We start from the raw sequence: 21,707 nt of genomic DNA on the forward strand, positions 1-21,707 counted from the left end.
TCTGCCTGAAGCAATGCCGCGTTATCGTTAGCGCTGGCTTGCACAGTATCGACTCGCGCTGAGAGCGCACTATCCGCGTCAGCACGCGCCGTCTGCTCTGCCTGAAGCAATGCCGCGTTATCGTTAGCGCTGGCTTGCACAGTATCGACTCGCGCTGAGAGCGCACTATCCGCATCCGTGCGGGCCGTCTGCTCGCTCTGAATATCTGCTGCGTTGTCATCAACGGCAGACTGCAGAGACGTTATAGATGAGCTGATTGCTTCATCTGCTGTTGCTCGCGTCTGCCTCTCTTCAACAAGTGACGCCGAGGCGTCATCAACATCAGAACGCAGTGCATTGATCTGCTCTGCCTGGGCCTGAATAGCATCAGCGCGGGCCGTCTGCTCCTCCTGAATCGCTGCTGAATTGCCTTGTGCGATAGCGGTGACTTCGGTGATCAGCTGGGCCTGACTTGCCAGCTCGTCACTGTGAGCGGTTTGCGTCTGCGTAACATTCGCAAGCTGCTCATCAAAGTCGGTTTTGACTTCTTCGATCCGAGTTGAGTTCGCCTGGTCATCAGTAACGCGGGCGGACTGCTCGACGCCTGCAGAAGCCGCATTAGCCTGCTGCTGCACTTTCAGTGCGAGCAGCTGCAATGCAAAGCCTTCGCTGGTTTCGCGCTGCTCATCAATGCGGGCAGACAGCTCCCCGTCGCCGGTTTCGCGTGCATCGTGCTCAGCCTGAAGCGCGGCGACGCGCGCTTGCTGCTCAGCATTGATTGCCGCAATTCGTTCATTTTCCTCTGTATCAATCAGCTCTTTTAAGCTGCCAGCGGCGGCCTCGATATTTTCCGATATCGCATCCATGTCGATGGCGTCGACTTTTTCACGCAAGTCAGTATCAAGCTGTCCAGCTGTGATCTTCTCAGAGAGCACGCGCAGGATGCCGTCGGCATCGTTGCTTGTCTTGGCTTGCACGGGATAGAAGCCTGACTGGCCGTAAGCATTAACCCCGCGCACGTAGTAGTAATACTGCGTGTCTGGTGTCAGTCCTGCGTCGACCAGGCTGCTGCCGGTACTGCGAAGCACGGCATTGCTGGTGATCAGCTCGGTTTGTAGCGCGATATCAGAACGCCAGAACTCAAACTCCTGCGCACCATAACGCGGGTTCGCAATCGTCGGGTTCAAGGTGAGGCTGAAGTTGTCCGCGTACACGCTCACGCTTGAAGGCGCCGCCGGTAAAAGCAGCTGGCCAATCGTCATGGCCGTGTCAGACCACGCGCTGAGAGCGCCGGTACCGCTCATCGAGCGAACACGGATCAGCCAGTCGCCGTTGATAGCATCCAGCACATCGGTGCTCGTTGTACGCGCTGCCGGTAATGCTTCCCACGCGACTGCGCCGGGGCGCTTCACTTCAAGCAGATACTGCACAACGCGGGCATCGTCCGCCGGTACCCAGCTGATCATCAGGCCCTGATGCGTCACACCGCCTGCAAGGTAGGTATAAGCCTCTGCCGAAACAGCGCCGGGTGACTTCAGGGTGCCCGTGGGCAAAATCGTGAAGTCGCCCTGCTCAAGCTGAATGCCCTGCTCAACGCGGGCGTATTTCGTTGCATCGTGTTCCAACGCGCTGATCGTGTACTGATTGCCTTCGGCTTCTGTGACGCCGATCACGCGAAAAGATCGAGGCTGCACTGAAGCGCTGGCCAGCAGGTACATCGCGCTTTTAACAGGTTCTGCTGCAAGCGGCTCAGCCAGCGAGACAGCCGCACCGTTGATCTCAGTTACCAGCACCGCCTGGACTTCACCATCAGGCAACGTCACATACAGCGTGCCCTGCTCGCCTTCGGGCAATTCAGGCGCGGCATCGAGCGTGAGGGTATCCAGCCCAGTCTCAACAATACGACCGCCAAGGCGGGCGCCCGCATACAGTGGATCAGCAACAGCGACGACATCACCTGGGCGAACACTCGCATGATCCGTCCCAGCCGTGTATTCCAGCGCCTCTTTTTCTGACCACTCAGAGTCGACCAGCCAGCGGCCAACGCGCAGCGCTTGAGATTTACTGCTCACGCCGAACGCTGTTACCTCGGCGATATTCTCGCCGTACTTTCGCAACTTCTCATCGTCTTGATAGACGACCACGGCAGACTCAAAGAAGTTTTCAGGGTCGCTGTAAGTGACGTGGGCTGTCGTGTGGCGAGACTTCAGGTCAGTGCCGGAGTACTTGAACTCGCCGCCGAGGACGTTAGCGGGCGCGACCAGGCGCTTAGGGTCAGCTGGCCGGTCTTGCACCGCGACAACTTCCGAAGTCCCCCAGTAGGTCATGCCTCTGAAAACTGAGGCCAGGCTATTCAGCAGGGTATAGGCTTCGGTCGCTGACTTAATGACAGCATTGATCACAAAGCGCGGTTCAGTGCCGCCGAGACCGTCGGGCACCAGCTCATCGCAATACTGCGCGATCTCATACAGAGACCACTTGTTCGCTTGAGGGATACCTGCACCGAAGCGCACATTCGTCGCAACGTCATAGAACACCCACGCGGGGTTGTTGCAATAAGCCGTCTTAAAAGTGCCATCCCAGAGGCCCGAGTATGTGCGAGTTTCGGGATCATAGTTGCTCGGTACCGCAATCTTGCGGCCACGAATGTGATAAGTCCGGTTCGGAATCGTCGTCCCAAACTGAGCAGAGTCGACTTCCAGCGCAACGAGGGCAGAGTCGGGATAGCTGAGCTTGGCATCGATGATGCGCGTATAGCTCGACCAGTGCGTGTCGTTACGCAGGGCCGACGAGCTGCTATCAGCTGTCACGCGCGAAACGCGGATATCCCATGGCCCGGTGCCGTTCAGTTCAACGCGGTACTGAGCTTCATAAGTGCTGGTGGTTTTGCCGCTAATCGTGTCGCGGGCGGCAACTTCCCAGCTGCCGTTACTGGGGCGAACTTCAATCATTATCTCGACTGAAGCGCCGTGCAGGTCGCCGGTTGAGGTGTCTTGCTTGGCCAGTGCGGGAATCTGGATTTTGATGCGAGCGGCATCGGTCTCAAGGTCGCTGATCGTGCGAGTGATAGGCGCATCTTTTTTGATTTGAACGCCGATCACTTCTTCCGCTTCAACAGCAGGAAAGCCGGGGATCGGCTCTTGCGTGGGCAAGCCTTCGCGGGTCGTGATCGAGACGCCCTCGAAGTTCAGCGAGCCGTCGCCATTCGCAAGCGGGGTTTTGTCGAGATAGATCGACTGCAGGCCGTTTACCAGCCCATCAATTTCACCCTCGGCGATCAGGTCAATGATCCGCGCAAAGCTCTGGCTTTGCAGGGTGTTCGGGTCTTCTTTCGCAACAGCACCAGCGCCGCCGCCTTTGCCGCCCTTGCGGCCTTTAATTGTCAGGGTGGCAGTCATTGAGAACCCTTGATTAGAGCGCGACGCGCTCAGTAGAAATGCCGGAGCTGATCACTGTGGAGCCGGTGAACACTTCGCCGTAAACGAGCGGCACAACGCCGCCCTCGCTGCTTACGTTCGTCGGGGCTGAGAACAGGTAGCTCGACCGCGCATCAATCTGATCTGCTGAGGCGGTACCAGGCACCTTGGCCTGCATTGAAGCAATGCCGCCAATCGCCATCGACGCCCCGAAGAGCGCCAAACTGGCTGCACTCACCGACACCCCGCCGACCGTAAACGCGGTGCCAGCAAGCGTCGCGCCGCCGGTGTAAAAGGCCGCTACAACCATGGCGATGCCGACAATCACTTTGCCTGCGCCTCCCTTGCCACCGCTGATCACGGGCGCAATGTGCAGCTCTTTTGCCGCGCCCATGGCCAGCATCAGACCGGCCTGATCAATGTCATGAAGCTGGCCAGCGTTGCCACGGCTCACCCGAAACTCGCCCGCTTCAAGCTCATAACGAAAGCCCTCGAGCTGAGAGCAAAGGGCGGCGACGGCTTCTGCCGGGTCGCGCACGTCAAAAGAAAAAGGCCCGCCGAAGCGAGCCTTTAATGAGCCGTGCAAGATAATCGTTTTCATAAGCGAGTCCGGTGCCGGAATACATGAGTGATATGCGACATCCAGCGGTGGATCGGCTCACGGCAGCTTAGCTGGCTGGCGTCCACGGCATGGCGGCCCGTCAGGTGATGAAGCGCTAAACCATCGCCGAGATACACGCCACCATGATTCGGTGTTTTGCTGCGAATCGTGCAGTAAAACATATCGCCTGGCGCGATCTCTGCAGCGCTGACAGGTACAAAATCCGCGTGCTCAAGGCCATCGAGGTACAGCGTTTCACCCTTCTGCCACCATTCCCAGTCGCGTGGGAACTCAGGCAGCGTGATCGACAGCTCCTGCGCGTAATAATCACGGATCAGTGAATAGCAGTCAGTGACGCCATGGCGAAACCCGCGCCCGATGAGCGGCGGTACCGGCACGCCTTCACCCCACCAAAATGGCTGGCCACAACGCTCGCCGTCATAGCAACTCACAATGCCCCAAGGCACCGCCGTAGAGAGCTGGCCGCGCATGTCGTCCGCGCTTGGGCAGTCCGGGCCGTTCGGGTGGCTGTGTACGACAGCCATCAGGCCTTCGGCTTGCGCCCGGTTCATGTCAGCAGCACGGGCCTGAAAGGCAAGCTCTGGCTCAGGGTGGACGTTCTCAGCGACGAAAGCGTTCTGCTGAGTAATCAGCAAAATGCCCTCGCGTGGGAAAGCCTCCAGCGCCATGGACCGGATCTGCTCTGCATATTCTTCAAACATGGAAAAGCCTTTAGCTGTAGCGTTTCACACCGGGGAACGCGCGGGTCGGTAGGATGCCGTTGCTGCCAAAACGCAGTTTGCAGTCGCTGAGTTTGCGGCCACATTCGTCATCTGCAGCGGCTACCGCTTCCCCTTGCGGGTTCCAGCAACCTTCGCCTGAGTATGGGCAGGTGACGTTCTCATAACGAAAAACGCCGGCGGCTGAATCCCAGTAGCGGTATGAATGCGAGCAGAAGCCTTTAAGAACTTTACGGCGGGGCAGCTTAATACCCTGCTGATCCAGCTTCGCAGCCAGCTGAAACTCGATAGACTCGCGCGTGTGTGAGGTCTTGCGGCTCACTGTGTAGTGGTCGACAGGAAAAAGTGCATCCGGGTCCGGGTCACTGCCTTGGTCAAGATGCCTGGCAAACGTACAAAGACGCCGGACTTCGCAGCCGAGAATGTCGTTGTTACCGATCACCAGCGCGATAACTGCAGGATTAATCGCGCTCACGGTCAGTGTGGGCTGCGGTATCGAGCCTTGCCCACTCCATGAGAAACCTTCAGCTTTAATCGGCATTGGCGCAAACTCCACGCCGCCGAACATGACCGGCTCGCCGTCAATGGGGCCGGTTGTCCAGCGCAGCGTCCCTTGCCCGTATGCCGTCGCATCGATCTCAAACAGCTCAACAATCGCATCCTGCTCCAGCTGCTGAGACTCGCGTGCAATGATTTCACTCATCCGAAGTACTCCTCAAACTGGGCGCTGATACTGCCGCGATTAAAGCTGGTAGGGCGCTGGCCGGTCAGGGTTTTGCAACGCCACTGCCTGGGCGTATCTTCCCATTCCGGCTTAAACAGAAAAGGCGTAACGCCTTTTCTCGCGTGCAGGAACTCAAAGACGGCGTTCCATTCGTCGCGCTCCAATAACGTCCAGTTCAACGTGATGGAGTCTTTGACTGAGTTGAGTCCCTTCGGACGGCTCTCGGTGTAGCCATCACCGAAGGATGTCTCATCAATAGCAAACGCAACCTCAATCGGTGTGCCGTAGTCATGCGGAATATCGGGCAAGGTATCCATCAAGCATTACTCAGTAGACCGCCGGGGCGCTTGGCCTCAACGACAAACTTGTTAAACGATGCGCGGGTACGCTCGTCTATCATTTTCGACAGCTTTTCAGCCTGTTTCTGATCAGTGGCTTGATTGCCTGATGAGGGTGATACCGTCATCTGAAAAACAGGGGCATACGTGATCGTCGCACCTGAGCCTGAGCCGTTTGACGCCACTTTGCTCAGAATGTCCGACGTCCTTGTGCGCCCTGTGATTTCAGCAGGGCCCATCACCGGCACGCCGTTCAGCAGCTCGGTACCGCGCTCCGCCATGATGCCCCACTTCCCAGCAGGGATGTTCCCACCGTTGTCGTAAGCTCCTGCGAAGCTGGTACTGATCGCACCCACTGCGGCTTCAATCGCCCCAGTACCGGCAATCGTCTGGAAGACAGCGCCAAGGTTGTAGGGAAACTTTGCAGATGCCCAGGCAGCAGCAATAGCTTCTTTGCTTGAGAAAAGCACCGAGGCTAAGGTGTACGCTTTCTGAGTGATCAACATCGCGCGGTACGTTTTAGACTGAGTACCGGCGAAGGCGCCGACCAGATCGCCCATTGTGCCGTAAAGCTGCGAGTATCCCTGCAGCGTGGCCACTTGAGAGCTCTTTTCATACGCCGTTTTTTTCTCAGCGTATTCTTGCTCCAACTGATGACGCGCGGCAGCAGCTTCACTGCTCACGCCATATCGAGTGTTTTCAAACTCTCGCAGCTGCTCGATGCGATCGTTGTACCATTTTTTGTACTTATCAAACTGCTCATCAAGTTGGTTGGCCTCGCTAAACGCACCGCCCGTCTGAGGTGAAAGCCCCTGAACCGTTGGCGCGCCTTCAGTCAGCTGCTTAGTCAGGTTCTGTGATGCGATCTGACTTGTTGCCGTGGCATCGGGGCCGGTATAGCGGTTCGCCGTTCGCTGGTCTTGCAGCGCTTTAAACAGGCTGTCTCCACGAACCAAAGCGCTACTCTGATTTGCGAGATACTGCATCGCATCAGCATAGTCTGTTGAGCTGATCTTGTTCTTCGCGAGAAGAACACCCAGCTCTTTCTCTTGTTGAATCCGGCGATCTTGCGCAGCTGAGAGCGGATCATACTGCTCTCGAAGTGCATTGAAGCCTGTCAGCATTTCGCCGAGGCCTTTTCCGATATCGCCGGTGGCTTTTGCGGCCTTAGCATTCAGTGACGTCAGCTGGTTTTTCGCTTCACCAATCGCGGCGCTGATCTGCTTGGCTTTTTCCGGGTCAGAGTCCCCGAGCTTTTTCAGTGCTTCTTCAAGCTGTGTGATCGATGCTTTGAGTTGATCCGCGCGTGGTTTGAACTTGTCGATCAGGTCAGAGTCTGCCTTGGTCAAGAATCCTTTGCTGCTGGCTTTTCCTGAATTGATTCCTTTGGCAGTGACCGTATCTCCGTCATCTGTAACCGCGCCTGACATAAATAACCGCGTGGCATTCTTTTGCATCACCTGGTCGATTTGCGTACTGATATAGCCACTGGTGGCCTTCAGGAGTTCCTTCTGTTTTTTTAGCTCAGCTAAGTCGCCGGTAATACCAACAGAAGCGATGACCTCATCATCAGCGCCTTGGCTTTTTAATCGCTTAATCTTTTCCTGAACTTCTGTTATCTGCTGATCGACGGCCCGAATCTGGTCTGCGATGCCATAGGATTTATCATTCAGCTGAAATAGAGAAAGACTCGCGAGCTGCTCCCGCAAGCCCGTGGTTTCTTTTTTTAACTTTTCAGTGCGGTCAGCGGCGGTTTCAAGCGTGCTGATATAAGTCGCAAAGGCTGTCACGCCGAGAATTAATGCTCCTGCAGGGCCGCCAACAAGGCTCAATGCGCCTTGTAGTCCGCGCGCCATCAGGCTTGCATTGCGTGTTGCCGTCGCCAGTCCTGCGGCCCCTGCAGCAGCGCGCTCTTCGGATACAATAAGTGCCGCATTAGCCTGCGCTAACTGGGTGATGGCAGCTGAGCGTTGGGCAGCGGTTCGGGCCGCCTCAAGGTTCCTTTTCGCTGCTGTCTGGTCAATCGCTGCAAGTCGTAGTGCATCCTGCGCCCGTGAGTTCTCCGCGCGCGCTAAATTCAACTCCGCAGCGGCTTGCTGTCGTGAGGCTTGGAAGTCTGCCACGCGGCCTTTCAGACTTTCTGACAGCGCGGGCAAAAGCCGACTGGAGATAACGCCAGTCAGCGCAATCAGGGCCGAATCCCAATTCTCAGCAACTTCACCCCCAGGTTGCATGGCATCAACAAAGTCGTTGATAGGCTGAGTCATCAGGCGTGCGCCTGATCCGCTGATGCGGTTAAACAGGCCGTCATAGACCCCGACAAGCCGCTTCATCGACTGCTCGTAGTCTTTGATAGATGCGGCGTCCTCCGGGGAAATAGCAACGCCAAGGCCAACGGCCTCCGCTTTGAATTTCTCCAACAGCGCGGCGTTATCGCGCAGCAGCGGCAGCAGGCGCGAGCCGTCATCGGCCAGCATTTCCATAAAGGTAACTTGCTGCCCTTTTGGCAGTTTGGTCACGGCCTGGCCAAGCTTCAGCAGCAGCTGGTCAGGACTCAGATTCTTGAAGTCCTCAATGTTCAGGTTCAGCGTTTTGAACAGGTCGCCCGCTTCCCCTCCACCGTTAGCGATAAAGTCGTTCACTTTATCCGTGGTGTCTTTGAAAATGTCGCCCATTTTGTCAGCGTTAACGCCGACTTTATCTGCCGCGTACTGCCATTGCAGCAGGGTCTGAACGTTCATGCCGATGGCATCGGAAAGATTCACCGCTTCGGTGATCGCTTCAACGCGAAACTTTGTCGCCATCAGGCCAACAGCTGCCGTGACAGTGCCTGCGCCTGCTGCCAGTCGTGCATACGCTGAACCGGCACGCAGAATTATTCCGGTACTAACATCAGTCTCACGGGCGAGCTGCTGCATTCCACGGGTTGTTTTCGCGCTTGCCGTGTCGAGGCCCATCAGTTCTTCACGCGTGCGCCGGATCGCACGCGTTCCGCCCGTGCTGTCTCCTGTAATCACCAGCGCCGTTTTGTGAACCGTGTTAGCCATTAACGTTTTCTCTCAGAGAAGTGAGCCAGTGCGCCTTGCTCAATCAGGCGCACTTGGTCATAAAGCAGCAAAGGGTTCTCGGGTTTGACCAGGGAGATGAGGCCGAGAATAACGTTGCCATCCAGCCCGACCGGACCGAATTCAGTCATCCGCCAATCAGTGCAGCAGCGGTTAAATAGCTCAAACGCAGCAACGTGCTCAGGCCAGATATCAACGACATCGTCGGCTCTCAGGGTGCAGATTTCTTTTTCGATCACTTCTGCGGGGCGGCCCAGCATTTTCAGTTCGGCTTCACGTTCCGCAATTTCAGCCGGAGGCGCTGGGCGGTACCCCGCCCAGCGGCGGCCCAGCTCGATCAGCCGTAGTTCTTTTTTGCAACGGCATCGTTGTACTCGCGCACAAGAGCTGGTGCTGCACAGACGTCTTTCTTGACTGCTTCCAGCATCTCGGCCTCAGACATATCTGAGTCTTCACAGTCCTGCAGGCCGACAAGTACAAGATCGAGCAGCGGCTGGGCTGAACTCATGACTGTCTCAACATCGGCAATCTTGAACCGCGCGGTCAGCGTTTGCTCGTCATGTCCGCCGGATTCATTTGGCACCAGCACGGTGACAGTTCTCACAAACTGGCGGTCTTTGGTTAGCTTAAATTTCATTATTTCACCGTGAGAGTTAGGCCAGGGAGGCCGTCGCTGGGGAGGAAAATCAGGTCAGTGGAATATGCCAGACGGCCATCAACTTCAGTCTCGGCGAGATTCGTCAGCTGCACGACACCTTCAACTGTGAAGATATTCCCGGCGGTGCCGCCATGGGTGGCAATCAGCGACTGAGTGTTGATTCCGTTATCGCTGCGTGACTCTGCCAGCCAGTTCTGATCCGCGAGGGAGTCGGCAGGGAAAAACACCAGCTTACCCTTGGGTTTCATCTGGTTCAGGATCACTTCTTTACCGCCTGGGCGATCTTTGACGGTGATAGTCCCGCCCGTCTCAAGCGTGAATTCGCTGTACTCAAGCAAGCGGCCACCGAGACTGATTTTTGGCGTATTCGCGGCGTTTACCGGAACCGGGTCACGGTAATCGCTGGTGTCGGGTGCCAACGCATCCAGCTCGGTCGGGTCGTTGTACAGGCCCGTCATCGTGAAGGTGAGTTTTGGCAGCTCTTTCTCTTTGATGCTCAGCGACATCGTTGCGCGCGCTGAGTCAGCAACATGCAGCTGCATTTTCCCGGCTTCGTTCAGGCGCATATAGCCGAGCGTTACCATGGCATATTGCCCATTCTGCAGGCGGTAGGTTGCAGCAACTCCCGGCTCAATTTCTTCACCGAAACCCGCCGCCGTCAGCAATGGCCCATAAGCTGGGGCCATACCCGCAGTGCCCGATCCGGCAATATAAACATCACCCGACAGGGCAGTGTTCAGGCCGGTTTTAATCTCTGCGTAGTTGCCTTCAGACGCGCGGTCGACTTCCTTGCTCAGGCTATCGCCTTGATAGAGATCGATGGAGAGGTTGCTAGTTTCAACAGCATCAGCAGCAGTCAGTTCAGCCGCGACCCCAAGGGTAGCCTGAACAGCTGCCAGCAGCGTTTTCTTCTTGAACTCAATCGCCATGTGGCCTCCAAAAAAAAGCCCACACAGTGGCGGGCGTGCCACGCGGGCACAAAAAAACCGCCACGGAGGCGGTTTCGATTCGACAGAAACGCAAAAAGGCGCCGAAGCGCCTTAATGCATAGTTGTTCACATTTAGCAAAATCATGCCAGCAGGCTCACCAATTAGCAAGATGGCATTTATTGATTTAGTTAAATAAGTAAATTAATACCGGATGAATCGCGCGGCACCAAATCTCAATAAGCGGCTGTAAACAATGCCGTTGATCCAAAGCGTATTCGCGTCGAAAAATTCTAGGGGCATGTACTGCTCATTGTGAACATAACCCACCATCGCGCGGATCACCGCTTCTTCGACGCTCTCAAGCTGGTCTGCAACAACTGTTAGCTGTATCTCAACACCAGTAATGCCTTGCTGAGTCTTTCCCACATCGCCGGTGGCTGCATCGAATTTCTTCTGTCCGAAGTACAGGAGTGCGGTCGGCAGATCATCAACGCTGTCAGAGTACTCAGCAGTGGTCGCCAGCTCTGGTTCAACCAGTGCCTGGGCTGTGGCCAGGCGCTCTTTCAGTTCCAGCAACATCACTCACCTCCAACACGGTTGAAGTGCTCAAGATTGGCTGAAAACATGCGGTCAAAGTCGCTGGCCACCATCTCGCCGATCTCACGCATTACTCGCGGCTCATCATCAATCGTGGCATCAACCATTTGCGCGACCGCTAACGTCGTCAAACGATTAATCGGCAAACGGGCGCGGCCCTTTCGTTTAAAAATCTGGACGTTGCCACGACCTTGCTTTAGATCGCTGATGTTCTCATTGCCATTCCAGCCGTTACGCTGCTCGCCACGCTGGCCTTGAGCCATGAATGCGCCCTTCACACGGACGCGCCCTTTATCTTTTCTGACGATCACGCTGACGCCCTTCAGCATCCGTGAGCGGCTACTGAACTTTTTTGCCGACGTCATTAGCGAGCCATCTTTCTTGCGCGTCGTTTTGCTGTAGAAACGCTGCTTTTGATAGACGCGTAGCCGCACTTCTTGCGGGCTGAAATACATGAGGCTGAGCCGTGGCCCTGAGTAGAGCAGCATCGTCTCAGCCCCTTGCGGCGATGCCCGGTACCGCGCTTTCATATTCGCGCGCAGATCACGCCTGCCGATGTTATAGCGCTGGCCTACATACTTGTGCAGCAGCGTGGCGGCCTTTTGTCCTGCCTGCTTATACGTTGAGCGGAGGGCGCGGTCGACCACATTCACGTTATACGCTTGTAGCGCTTTATCAATCCCCGTCAGCGTGCTCTGAATTTCCATTAGCCCACCACTATTTCAAGATAGCTTCCAGCAGGATCAATGCTGAGAATCTGCAGCGTCTTGCCCGCATATCTGACGGAGCCTTTACGGCTAAGTCCAGGCAGCAGGGGTGCCCGGATGCTCATGCTGTAAACCTGCATGCCCGGCGATCCCTCATATCCCTCCTGATAGCCGCGAGTGACCGGAGTCTCTATCACCGGCTGGCCGGGGAGGCTCATAAACTGCACGCTCTCCCCGAAAAACTCCGACTCCACTTGCTCAGCGCATTGCGCCCATAGTTCATCGAAGTCTGCCATGGTTATTTGCCGGGATCAGGGTCCGCAGTTTCATCATCGGCGGCAGTTTCATCATCGGCGGCAGCTTCATCATCGGCGGCAGCCTTATCACTCATCGCCGCTGCTTTTGCCGTCGCCACATCTTTTGCCGTCGCCAACGAGACATGACCCGTTTTCATCAGTTCTTCAGCAACTGATGGATCAATCTCGATGATCTCACCCGCTTTGCCTTTTTTCTTTTCGTTGTCTTGATCGCGGTAAACGATAGTGCCGCGCTCAACGTTAACTTTCACGAACTTCACTTTTTTTGCAGCCGCCATAGCCAGCTCCTTTTGAACAGAAAAAATAAAAAAGGGCGCTAAGCGCCCTTAATGACATGCCATTTATAACGGCTTAATCGACCGTCACGGCCACCACATTGTTAGGATTATCAGGCACAAGGAGCGGCGCGCACTGGGTTTGAATCCACTCCTCACTCACATCACCATCACTGAACCAGTTCTTTGGATAGCGAGAGACTGAAATGACCCCCGCAGCATTGGCCTTGGCGTCACGGATCGCACCATACGCTTGAGACCCATCACCGGAAGACGGCGTGATCAGAATGGTATTCTCACGCGCCAGCGAGAGAGTACTGCGATCAGCCTGCATTACCTCTCCGGCAAACAACCACAGATTGAACTCCCCGAAAGTGCCCTTGTACTGCATAGCTTTCTCAGCAGCGCCGCGCTTAATGGTAGGGCCTGTCTGAATCGACGTGGTTTCGCCGCGCTGAGTGGTGTCGCGCTTTTCCTTCACTGCTTTAAACGAGATAAACAGTGCCCAGGATTTCTTATCAAAAATGAAGTCGCTGGCGATACCCTGGCAGTTGGAGGCCCATTCCTCCAGATCTTCTGTGGGGTCATAGGTGGCTTTGTCCATCGCTGACCACTTATCAATGCCACTCAGCTTGATGGTATTTTCAGCGCGACGGTTATAGTCAATCAGGCGGGCTGGATAGTCGTCGCCGACGAGGGTGCATGACCCATCATAGAGAACGTCTGTAGCGATTTTTTCCAAGCGCTGCAGAATTGCTTTTTCTTCTTTCTGCAGGCTATCGGCGCGAATCATGGCAAGACGGGTGACCGGGTCAAGACTTCCGCCAAGCGCCTCGCCAGGCAAGCGCTGGGTTGACTGCTCAGGGTCAATCTTATGCGTCGACTTCACATAAGCAGGCTCAAGCTTAGTCGCTTCAAAACCTTCGTTCTTATCAGGCTTGCCATTGATCAGGGGAAGAACCAGCGGTGCCATGGGCACATCTTCGTTGATTTCTTCAAAAACAACGAATTTTGACTGGCTGGTGAAGATGTTGGGGAAAAAGCGCTGAAGCATCACCGGGGCAAAATCGATCCGAAAGTTTTTCCGGACTTCCAGCAGTTCTTCTGTTGTTAAGCGATCGCTCATAGAGGCCTCTCAATAAAAAAGGCCCCGCGGGGCCTTGTAATAGGAATATTAAAAACGGTTAGCTATCAGCCGAGGCTGATTGCCGTTTGCGTGAATGCTGCCAGCTTTTGTGCATCAGTCACGCCGTCTGGCCATACGATCAGATCGCGATTGTACGTGCCCATACGAAACACACCCGCACTTTTAGCGGCGGTGGTCGCATCGACCGCGAAGGCTGACAGGCGAGTGGCATTCTGGCTGCCATCATCTGCCGCAGGGTTCCACGCGACGAACTCACCTGTGGCGGCCACTTGGCCCAACGGTGTCAGCGCGGCGAGGTTTTGACCGAGCGCAATCGTTACCGTATCAGTATCTCGGGGGCCGCTGCCGGTGATTGTTGGCTGATAGGCCGGGATCGTTTCAGTTGTCATAGATCAGCTCCAAAGTAATGACTAATTCTGGCTGCTCACATCAAGGTGATGTGATCAGGTGATGCCATTCATTTTTTTGAGAAGGGCACTCATCAGCTCGCCGCGCCCAGGCTCGCTATTTTCTGCGCCTGCTGCGGGTTTGATGGCCGTTGTGCCTTGAACTTTCATGGCCTGATCCAGCGGCGTATTCATGTCGCTCTGGTTTGGCTCTTCGGTGGAGGTGTTCAGCTGCAGAGCGGCCTGCATATCCATGCCTGCAGCAGCGAAAATCGCACTGCACGCTTCCGCTTCCAGATCAGTGTCGTATTGCAGGCACGCTGTCAGTTCAGGGAATTCCCCTGCACCATCCAGCGCGGCAATCGCCTTCATCCGGGCCTTTACAGCGGCGGCGCCTTCAGCGCGGGCCGTTGAAAGCTCTTTCTGATCTTCGTTCATGTCCATGGCTTTTGCTCCTTGGGGGTTTTTCCGGCCAGAGCGAGAGTCCAGCCACGTTACAAATTCGGCAACGGCCTCATAGCCATTGACCATCCGATCTGCCAGACCCGCATCAATTGCTGCTTGTCCGGTGTAAACCGCTGCCTCCGTCGACATGACTTCTTCAGCGGAAAGTGGGAGAGTCTCAGCCACCAGCGTGGCGAATTCGAGACGGAGCGCATCGCTCTCAGCCTGCCATTTCTCCCGCACTTGCGGTGGCAGAGACTCATAAGGGTTTCCGTCGACTTTATGAGCGCCGGAGTGAATTAGCGTTACATCGATACCAGCCAGGTCATACATCTGCTCTACGCTGGTGTGCGCCATCACGACGCCGATGCTGCCGGTTTGGCTGGATGATGTGACCAGGCGGTATGAAGCGGCGCTGGCGATGGCATACCCAGCTGAGCAGCACAGGTCATTACTCAATGACCACACCGGCTTGCCACCTTCTTTCGCCAGCTTCCGCAGTGTCCGCACGGTATCAAAACAACCAGATACCTCGCCGCCGGGTGTATCCATATCGAGCAGGACGCCGCGCACCGATGGATCAGACTGCGCTGACTTCATCCGCTCGATCAGGCCGTTGTACCCGGTCATTCCTGAAAACGGTGTCAGGAATCCAGAGCGCTGTACCAGCGTGCCTCGAACAGTTAAGACCGCAACACCGTTAGTGATGTTGTAGAGCATTTCTCCGTCGGGCGTGCGCCGTGTAAAACTGCTACTCAGCGTGGCCATCTGCTCTGGGCCATACTCGATGCCATCCACGTCCGTGAGTGATGCCAGCCCAAATTTGCTGGCCAGCGCACTCATAAAAACAGCCGCGTAACCAGGCTCCAGGAGCAGTGGCCGGTTGAACACACGGGACGCCAGCTGCGGTAAATTTTTAATGTCGTCTGCCATCGCTATCCTCGGGCAATAAAAAACCGCCACTTGGGCGGTATTTGCTGGTTGATCGCGCTTTGATCGGCCAACGGCCCGAGCGATAGGGTGGTGGGCCTTTGATGTGCCCAGCGGTTTTCGGCGGCATTTTTCTGGCCGCATGTTCACGATGGTGGCTTATTGCGTACTGACCTATTGTCTCTTTTGTCGGCTGCTCTGGTGCCCCGAATCGAGCAAACAGGCTGAGCAGGGCACTCTTGATGCGTTTAATTACCGCCATTAGGTGCACCTCCTTCGTCTGGCTGATTGCTTAAATAGCTCTCCATCCACGATGGCGGCGGCAGGCCTGCCGCTGTTCGCTCTCGCATTTCGCGGACTTGCTGCTCGAAAATCTCTGTGTAGTCCTCGCCCATTTGAGAAAGCTCTTTCTCATACGTCGATAACCCGCCCTCAATCTTCAGCAGCGCCTCTTTGACTTCTTTCAAGCCGTCGATGGCCATCCGGCCAGTACCAGTCCATGTGCAGTTACACCATGCATTCATGGCTTCGTAAAAACCGAAGCGGGAACGCGGTAGCTTCACTAGCTTTCGCTGTACCAGTTCTTCAAGAACAACACGGAAAACGAGGCTGGCGAAACGCTCAATGATCACCTTGCGGCGACCCATAGCAAAACGCCATTCAAGCAGCATTGAGGCCCGAGCGCTGCTGTAATTCGTGCGAGAAAAATCGCGGCTCACAGTCTCGAAACTCAAGTCTGACCCTGCGGCGATCCAGCGCATGATCGATGTTTCAAAGTCCGAGTAACCGTTATCGGCGCTGCCTGGTGTCTTCAGGTTCAGTTTCTCACCCGGCAGCAGGTGACTAATCCGTGAGCCATTGAGGTGGATCGGGCTGGCTTGGTGAAACTCATTGATCATGCTCATGTAGTTCAGCAGCTTTTTATCGCCACCCTCGCCCGCGATCATTTCAAATGCAGCCTCGGTATCCAGCTCACTCTCAATCGTGGCCGCAAACATCGCATTAATAATCGCATTCTGCAGCTTGGTGCTCTGCATTTTCGGCATCATGTGCAGCTGCTCCATGACGGCCAGGAAACGATTTGCACCACGCGTCTGGCCATCTTCAAGTGGCTCAAAGATGTGCAGAAACTCAGGTCTCCCCCACGCTTTCTCGCGCGGCAAAAACTCCCAGCTGTAACCAAGGCCCGTCCCGCTCAGCGAGCTGGTTGAACGGACATGGTAGCCAAGAGCGGCGCCGTGTCGGTCTAATTTGACGCCGCCGCGTTGGGTGTCGGTATCGGGTGCCAAGTTAGGATTGCAGACTCGCTTAGGAGAAACCATTTTGATGGCTGTCTTCAGCAAGCTGCCGGGGCGATCCTCTATCCACTCGACATGAGCCATCACATCGCCGGTTGCGATGTGTGTATTCACCGCTTCACGACACATCATCGTAAAAGTGCGGGAACGCTCGGCATCAATCCAGTTAGCAGGGTCTTCAGCGATTTCTGCCCAGATCGCTTCAACGTCTTTGATAAACGACCGGGCGTCCTCTTCTTCAATACCGAGCCGCTTCCAGCGCGGTTTGTAATTCAGTCGGAAGAGGTGACCGACAACATTCTCAACATGAGCACGCAGGCCACCCGAGGCCAGTGCATTATTTTTACCCAGGTCATCAGCCCGGGCTGTGGCCAGTCTGAGATTAGGCAGTAGTGCAGCGTCAGCGGTTTTGAGCGCTGGCGTCCATTCCTTCATCTGGCCGCCAAACCCAGCGCCTGCGCCGGTATAGGCAGCGGCTGAACGCAGCGGCCTTCCGTCTGGCCCCAGTATCTGGATCTGCGGCTTACTCATTAACGTACTCCCATCAGGGGGCGGCGCCGTCGCCCCATGAGGCCCAGCTCACGCTCCAACGACTCAATGTAGGATTTCAAAATGCTCGCTTCAGCGGGCTGAAAGTTTATGGTTCGGCCATCACGCTGAATCTGCACCACTTGGCGACCTGTGATCAGGTTGCTGTAAGCCAGCTTCGCAGCGGCCAGTTCGGCTTCAGTTGCCATTAACGGGTGCTCCCATTCATTTTCTGTGCAAGCGACGCAAGGGCCGAGCGCTGAGGCGGTGCAGTGGGTTGTTTCTTCTTCGCATCAATGCTGGCTTGTAGCGCCTGCAGACGCTCAAGAACTTCTGCCTCTGACTCAATGTCATCATCAGCAGGTGGTATGGCAGGGGCATTCTCAGACAATTCGGCATCCGGCTTTTTGCTCAGGAAAGGTAACAGTGTGCTGCCCCCCTTTCTGTCAAGGTGCCGCATTCTTGCCATCATGTACTGCATCGCCTCGCAATCCAGCCGGTGGTTTTCACCCACTTTTTTCCAGATCAGCTGCCGCTCGTTGAACTCTTCGCCAACGATTTCCTTGCAGTACTCATCAGAGATATCCGCAGGCAATAGCCACCACGATGGCAGTGCTTTGTCACGACCAATGCGTGAATGCACCCATGTTTTCGCGCGCGATGAGTCGAATTCCCAACGGGCTAAACCATGCTTTTTCGTTTTGCCACGGGTGTTTTTTTCTTCTTTGAATACGCGGTAGGGCTGATCCAGCGACTGGCCGCGCAGGGCCTTTGCCAGACCTTTATGCTGAGCGACAAACTGGAAAACTTCGTCGGGTCGATAGCCGCAATCCACGCCCATCTCCGTGATGCTGTAACCGGAGAAGTCCTGATATAACAGCGCTTCAAGCGCGTCCCAAACAGCAGGCTGCTGCGTATCGCCCCAGAGCACTCCCTCATCAACGAGAAGCGAGCACATGCCTGCGTACCATGCTCTGACCACGTAGACCAGGCGATTTTTCTGGACATCGACCGAGGCAAAGATGTGCTCGAATCCGGGAGCCACATCGCCCTGACTGTATCGCCAGCTTTGCGTGCGTACTTCGTCGCTTTTGGGAGCGTTGCCGGTTTCAACGTAACACTCGCCAAAAGTGGTGTTGTAGACCGGCTTGATGATATCTGGATCACCGCTTTTGATTGCCTGGTACAGTTTCTTGGCGCAGTAGCCATAGGTCTTTTTCGCAGAAAAGCTGCACAGGCCTGAAACCCACAGAGAATATGAAGAGCTACTGGCAGTGATCGACGTACCGTGAACCACGCCCTCTTTATCAATAGACTGACCAGGGGCAACTGCTCGGCCTTTCTGATTCATTGCCTGCCGGTACCTGTCCTCGATACAGCAGCCATTATTCGGGCACATGAGGAACGCATGCCGCTCTGCGTCATCAACAGAGCACTCGTTATCACTGCCAAAGCCCGGCCAGCTCAGCAGACCCGACCACGGTATAAAATATTCGCCGCAATGGGGGCAGGGAACGGCCCATTCATGGCGCGTTCCTGACTGCCATTGTTGCCACGTAGGCGACCACGAGTCGGGCCAGTCAGTTTTGACTTCCCAGTACTGCAGGCGAGTTTCTGTATTCGTCTGCCGCTCAATTTTTGCCGATACCGGCGTGCCAGTAATTAGCAGAATACTGTCCGCATACGCTTCACCACGCGCTTCGGCCAACTCAACAACAGACCCTTCAGCGTTTTTTGAGCAGCGATCCAGCTCATCAATGATCACCGTTCTGGCTGACGTCGACGCTGTTTCAGTAGTTGAACCCATCCATGAAAGGTAGATCCGCGCCGCCCCGAGAATCTTTACATACTGCGTAGAGCTGGAGCTGAGCTTAGACAGCAGCGACTTGCTCTGCTGGATCATGGCTGTGATAACAGGCTCAACTTTTTTAGTGATATTGGCCTCTGTCGGGGCGTAGTAAATTGTCGGGCTGGGGTCATCATCAGCCCGGTGGCCAATCACACACTCCAAGAGAAACGATTTTCCAGCCTGTGTGCCGGTGATAAAAATGATCCGCCGATATCGAGGATCACTGCAGGCATCTGCTGCAGGAATGATGTAGGGATTTCGCTCGGGGCGAACAGGGCCCGGCTCGGGTGCCGTCTCTGGCATAACGCGACTGGCACGTGCCCACTCACTCGCCGTCCTCGCCGGTGGTGAATTGATCGTCGTTGCTATCTGCACCAGACCAACGGTCAGCAGCTTCTTCAGCGAGTCCTGAAATAGACTCCAGGAGTCTGAGAGACGTGCTGGCTCTGATTTGACGTGTTTCTGCATACAGGTACTGCCGAATCTCTGCAGCATCATCCATCCCTGCCAATACCCCACAGGTTCTGCTGGCGAGTCCGTCCAGACCGCTGGCCCACACGGATGCGATGCTTTGTGCTAAATCCATGAAGCCGGCAATCGGTGCTACTGTGCCGCGCTTGATAGCCGTGTTCAGTTCAATCTGCTCGCGGCGGGCGCGCTTTAGCGCGATGTCTTCGCTGTCTTTTTTGCCGCCAGATGGCTCCTCGCCATCTAAATCGATGTGCTTTGCCAGCTCATTCTGGATCAACCAGGCGATAGCCTGCGCCGTCTCAATTTTTACAGGTACGCCTTTGCCGCCACCGCCTGTATGCGGCAGGCCTTTCTCCATCAGCTCAGTTACCCAGCGTGGAGACTTGCCAATGATCTCTGCAAATTCGTTTTTATTGACGATCTTGGCCATCAGCGAGAAAGGACTCCGTTTTCTGATTTATTCATTTAAATAAACAAATAAATCCTTTCTAGGTGATGGTCTATCTGAGGTTTATGAGAGGTGGGCCACAGCGCCCCCACGGCGCTGCAGCCCGATTTGACCGAGTCCTACTGCATATCTCAAGAAAGGAGAAAGGACTCGATTTTTTTTGCCCACCAGAGGCAAAAACCACGGTTACTTCGCCCGAGAGGAAAAGAGGTTCTAGGAAGGACCCGCGCCCTTTTTTTGGCGTGATCCGCACACTTTTCCAGAAAGGGCCGAAAATAGCCTATTTTGCACCGTTTTGGTGCGAATTTTGCGGTAAAGCTGGCGTCTGAGCGCCCTGCTTGGCCAGAAGATGATCGATCACCTGTTTTTGCCCCAGGCCTTTTGAGTGACTGCCGCTACTGGAGCCAAAGAAAAACTGAAAAAGGCCGCCCAGTGACGTTACCACCACTCCACCAAGCACCAGCTGAGCATTGCCTTGCGCTGCTGCCGGGATCTCACAGAATGTCACGGCGGTGACATAGCTCATCGAGAAGATGCTCCAAAGGAAAGCGAAGTAGTACATGAATCGCTTCGAGAAGGCGTCCTCTTGCTTAAGTGCCACCTTCTGCATATCACGTGCATCCGCAATATCCGCATATGCCAGTGTAGCCAGCTTCTCTTCATGCGTCAGCAGTGCCTGCTCGAACTGGATCATCAGCTGCCGATCTGCATGCAGAGCCGCTGCTGCTTCTTTTGGATCTTTCAGGCCCGTGACGGACTGAGCGACGTCCAGCACCTTGTCAGCAACTGCCGCGCCCTTATCGCCGCCAAGCCATGAGCCGATCTTATCGCCGAGGCCTGTTTTTTGTACCAGGCCGCTGGCCAATGCAATCAACGTTAGTGGGTCCATTATGCATACGCCTCGAACTGTTCGATCAATGGGGCTGCTAAGGCCGCGTTCTTAATGTACTCCTCTGGCTGGCCCTTACCCGCCGTCGAGTTGTACCACTTCTTCCAATATGCTGCTCGGCCCTCCAGATCATCAGGGATGAGCGATGGCACAATGAAGAAGCGCAAGCGGCAAAAGATCATCGCAATCAGCGGGCTGTGATACAGCTCAGCGTACTGGACCTTTTCAAGATGAACATCAAAACGCTGGCGCAGCTTAGTCGCTAACGGGTGGCTGGAGTACTGGGCCTGCAGCCAGTCGAAGGTTCCGCGATCACACTGTGCCAGACCGGCGCCTGCATAGTTCACGGTCGGGTCAGGATATTGGCCGAGGTGTGTTTCCTGAGCGCAGGTTTCCAGCACCAGGTGAACTGCCTTGCGGTTGCTCCCATGGCCAATAACATCGCAAACCGCTACCGCCGTATCCAGCGCGTGCTGCTGATTAATCAGGCCGTAGCCCAGTCCACAAAATGCCGTCATGGGATCACCCTCTTATTAAATGCCTGCAGCGTGCGCTGGATTAAGTGAAGACCACCGAGGGACATGAGGGATGCGTACACCACCTGTTCAGTGGGAGAGTTCCCACGCAGGATGCCTGCCGCATAGATGCCGATAGCACCGATTCCAGACGCGAGGACTTCGCCAAGCAGCTGCTTAGCGGTGATGACCTCTTTGCTCATCAGGTACTTTGAAAAAACGCCTATGATGACCATGCCTACACATATCCACATCAACGGGTCTGACCAGAAGGACAGCGCGTCACCGCCCAGCCCTAGTTCTTTCTCTGTCATACCCGCGCCCCGGAAACGAAAAAACCCGCACAAGGCGGGTTCAGTAGAAACGACAAAGGGCGCATCCGGCGCCCTTTGTGCTAAATAATTGCGTAGTTATCCAACTTTATAAAAACGATGCCATTTATCTCACCAATTGGC

Annotated in this window: 24 protein-coding genes; all 24 read right to left on the minus strand. The window is 55.4% G+C overall.

Features of this window, described 5'->3' with window-relative positions:
* Positions 1-3,377: host specificity protein J (locus tag ACKC9G_RS18415; protein ID WP_411408163.1), on the minus strand; the 3,377-nt coding region annotated here is incomplete at its 3' end.
* Between the two features lie 13 nt (positions 3,378-3,390).
* On the minus strand, positions 3,391-3,996 hold the full coding sequence (locus ACKC9G_RS18420) for a hypothetical protein (protein WP_411408165.1): 606 nt from the start codon (positions 3,994-3,996) through the stop codon (positions 3,391-3,393).
* Positions 3,993-4,718: an NlpC/P60 family protein gene (locus ACKC9G_RS18425; protein WP_411408167.1), complete on the minus strand. Its 726-nt coding sequence runs from the start codon at positions 4,716-4,718 to the stop codon at positions 3,993-3,995. The genes ACKC9G_RS18420 and ACKC9G_RS18425 overlap by 4 nt, the downstream gene beginning before the upstream one ends.
* A gap of 10 nt (positions 4,719-4,728) precedes the next feature.
* A complete protein-coding gene (locus ACKC9G_RS18430; protein ID WP_411408169.1) occupies positions 4,729-5,439 on the minus strand; it encodes a phage minor tail protein L in 711 nt (236 codons plus the stop codon).
* Entirely contained in the window at positions 5,436-5,777 is a 342-nt protein-coding gene (locus ACKC9G_RS18435) for a phage tail protein (RefSeq protein WP_411408171.1), read from the minus strand. The genes ACKC9G_RS18430 and ACKC9G_RS18435 overlap by 4 nt, the downstream gene beginning before the upstream one ends.
* Entirely contained in the window at positions 5,777-8,845 is a 3,069-nt protein-coding gene (locus ACKC9G_RS18440) for a hypothetical protein (protein ID WP_411408173.1), read from the minus strand. Before ACKC9G_RS18440 ends, ACKC9G_RS18435 begins: the two co-directional genes overlap by 1 nt.
* The gene (locus tag ACKC9G_RS18445; protein WP_411408175.1) at positions 8,845-9,123 is read right to left on the minus strand and encodes a DUF1799 domain-containing protein; all 279 of its coding nucleotides are present in this window, start codon (positions 9,121-9,123) and stop codon (positions 8,845-8,847) included. Before ACKC9G_RS18445 ends, ACKC9G_RS18440 begins: the two co-directional genes overlap by 1 nt.
* A gap of 77 nt (positions 9,124-9,200) precedes the next feature.
* Entirely contained in the window at positions 9,201-9,500 is a 300-nt protein-coding gene (locus ACKC9G_RS18450) for a hypothetical protein (RefSeq protein WP_411408177.1), read from the minus strand.
* The gene (locus ACKC9G_RS18455; protein WP_411408179.1) at positions 9,500-10,450 is read right to left on the minus strand and encodes a hypothetical protein; all 951 of its coding nucleotides are present in this window, start codon (positions 10,448-10,450) and stop codon (positions 9,500-9,502) included. The genes ACKC9G_RS18450 and ACKC9G_RS18455 overlap by 1 nt, the downstream gene beginning before the upstream one ends.
* Positions 10,451-10,652: 202 nt before the next feature.
* Entirely contained in the window at positions 10,653-11,030 is a 378-nt protein-coding gene (locus tag ACKC9G_RS18460) for a hypothetical protein (RefSeq protein ID WP_411408181.1), read from the minus strand.
* The gene (locus ACKC9G_RS18465; protein ID WP_411408183.1) at positions 11,030-11,755 is read right to left on the minus strand and encodes a hypothetical protein; all 726 of its coding nucleotides are present in this window, start codon (positions 11,753-11,755) and stop codon (positions 11,030-11,032) included. Before ACKC9G_RS18465 ends, ACKC9G_RS18460 begins: the two co-directional genes overlap by 1 nt.
* The gene (locus tag ACKC9G_RS18470) at positions 11,755-12,051 is read right to left on the minus strand and encodes a hypothetical protein (protein WP_411408185.1); all 297 of its coding nucleotides are present in this window, start codon (positions 12,049-12,051) and stop codon (positions 11,755-11,757) included. Before ACKC9G_RS18470 ends, ACKC9G_RS18465 begins: the two co-directional genes overlap by 1 nt.
* Before the next feature lie 2 nt (positions 12,052-12,053).
* Positions 12,054-12,350, minus strand: a complete 297-nt coding sequence (locus tag ACKC9G_RS18475; protein WP_411408187.1) for a hypothetical protein — start codon at positions 12,348-12,350, stop codon at positions 12,054-12,056.
* Positions 12,351-12,423: 73 nt separating this feature from the next.
* Positions 12,424-13,473 carry a major capsid protein gene (locus ACKC9G_RS18480; protein WP_411408189.1) on the minus strand — a complete coding sequence of 350 codons (1,050 nt, stop codon included), beginning with the start codon at positions 13,471-13,473 and terminating at the stop codon, positions 12,424-12,426.
* 65 nt (positions 13,474-13,538) lie between these two features.
* Positions 13,539-13,883: a head decoration protein gene (locus tag ACKC9G_RS18485; RefSeq protein WP_411408191.1), complete on the minus strand. Its 345-nt coding sequence runs from the start codon at positions 13,881-13,883 to the stop codon at positions 13,539-13,541.
* Between the two features lie 54 nt (positions 13,884-13,937).
* Entirely contained in the window at positions 13,938-15,257 is a 1,320-nt protein-coding gene (locus ACKC9G_RS18490; RefSeq protein WP_411408193.1) for a S49 family peptidase, read from the minus strand.
* Positions 15,241-15,516, minus strand: a complete 276-nt coding sequence (locus ACKC9G_RS18495; RefSeq protein WP_411408195.1) for a hypothetical protein — start codon at positions 15,514-15,516, stop codon at positions 15,241-15,243. The genes ACKC9G_RS18490 and ACKC9G_RS18495 overlap by 17 nt, the downstream gene beginning before the upstream one ends.
* A complete protein-coding gene (locus ACKC9G_RS18500; RefSeq protein ID WP_411408197.1) occupies positions 15,503-17,083 on the minus strand; it encodes a phage portal protein in 1,581 nt (526 codons plus the stop codon). Before ACKC9G_RS18500 ends, ACKC9G_RS18495 begins: the two co-directional genes overlap by 14 nt.
* Positions 17,083-17,289 carry a gpW family head-tail joining protein gene (gpW, locus tag ACKC9G_RS18505; protein ID WP_411408199.1) on the minus strand — a complete coding sequence of 69 codons (207 nt, stop codon included), beginning with the start codon at positions 17,287-17,289 and terminating at the stop codon, positions 17,083-17,085. Before gpW ends, ACKC9G_RS18500 begins: the two co-directional genes overlap by 1 nt.
* Positions 17,289-19,232: a terminase gpA endonuclease subunit gene (locus ACKC9G_RS18510; RefSeq protein WP_411408201.1), complete on the minus strand. Its 1,944-nt coding sequence runs from the start codon at positions 19,230-19,232 to the stop codon at positions 17,289-17,291. The genes gpW and ACKC9G_RS18510 overlap by 1 nt, the downstream gene beginning before the upstream one ends.
* Positions 19,233-19,254: 22 nt before the next feature.
* Entirely contained in the window at positions 19,255-19,830 is a 576-nt protein-coding gene (locus ACKC9G_RS18515) for a terminase small subunit (RefSeq protein ID WP_411408203.1), read from the minus strand.
* 298 nt (positions 19,831-20,128) lie between these two features.
* Positions 20,129-20,737 carry a hypothetical protein gene (locus ACKC9G_RS18520; protein WP_411408205.1) on the minus strand — a complete coding sequence of 203 codons (609 nt, stop codon included), beginning with the start codon at positions 20,735-20,737 and terminating at the stop codon, positions 20,129-20,131.
* The gene (locus tag ACKC9G_RS18525) at positions 20,737-21,255 is read right to left on the minus strand and encodes a hypothetical protein (RefSeq protein ID WP_411408207.1); all 519 of its coding nucleotides are present in this window, start codon (positions 21,253-21,255) and stop codon (positions 20,737-20,739) included. Before ACKC9G_RS18525 ends, ACKC9G_RS18520 begins: the two co-directional genes overlap by 1 nt.
* Entirely contained in the window at positions 21,252-21,566 is a 315-nt protein-coding gene (locus ACKC9G_RS18530) for a hypothetical protein (RefSeq protein WP_411408209.1), read from the minus strand. Before ACKC9G_RS18530 ends, ACKC9G_RS18525 begins: the two co-directional genes overlap by 4 nt.
* Positions 21,567-21,707: the final 141 nt, after the last annotated feature.

Origin of the sequence: Pokkaliibacter sp. CJK22405 (assembly GCF_046614695.1) — a bacterium.
Classification (GTDB): domain Bacteria; phylum Pseudomonadota; class Gammaproteobacteria; order Pseudomonadales; family Balneatricaceae; genus Pokkaliibacter.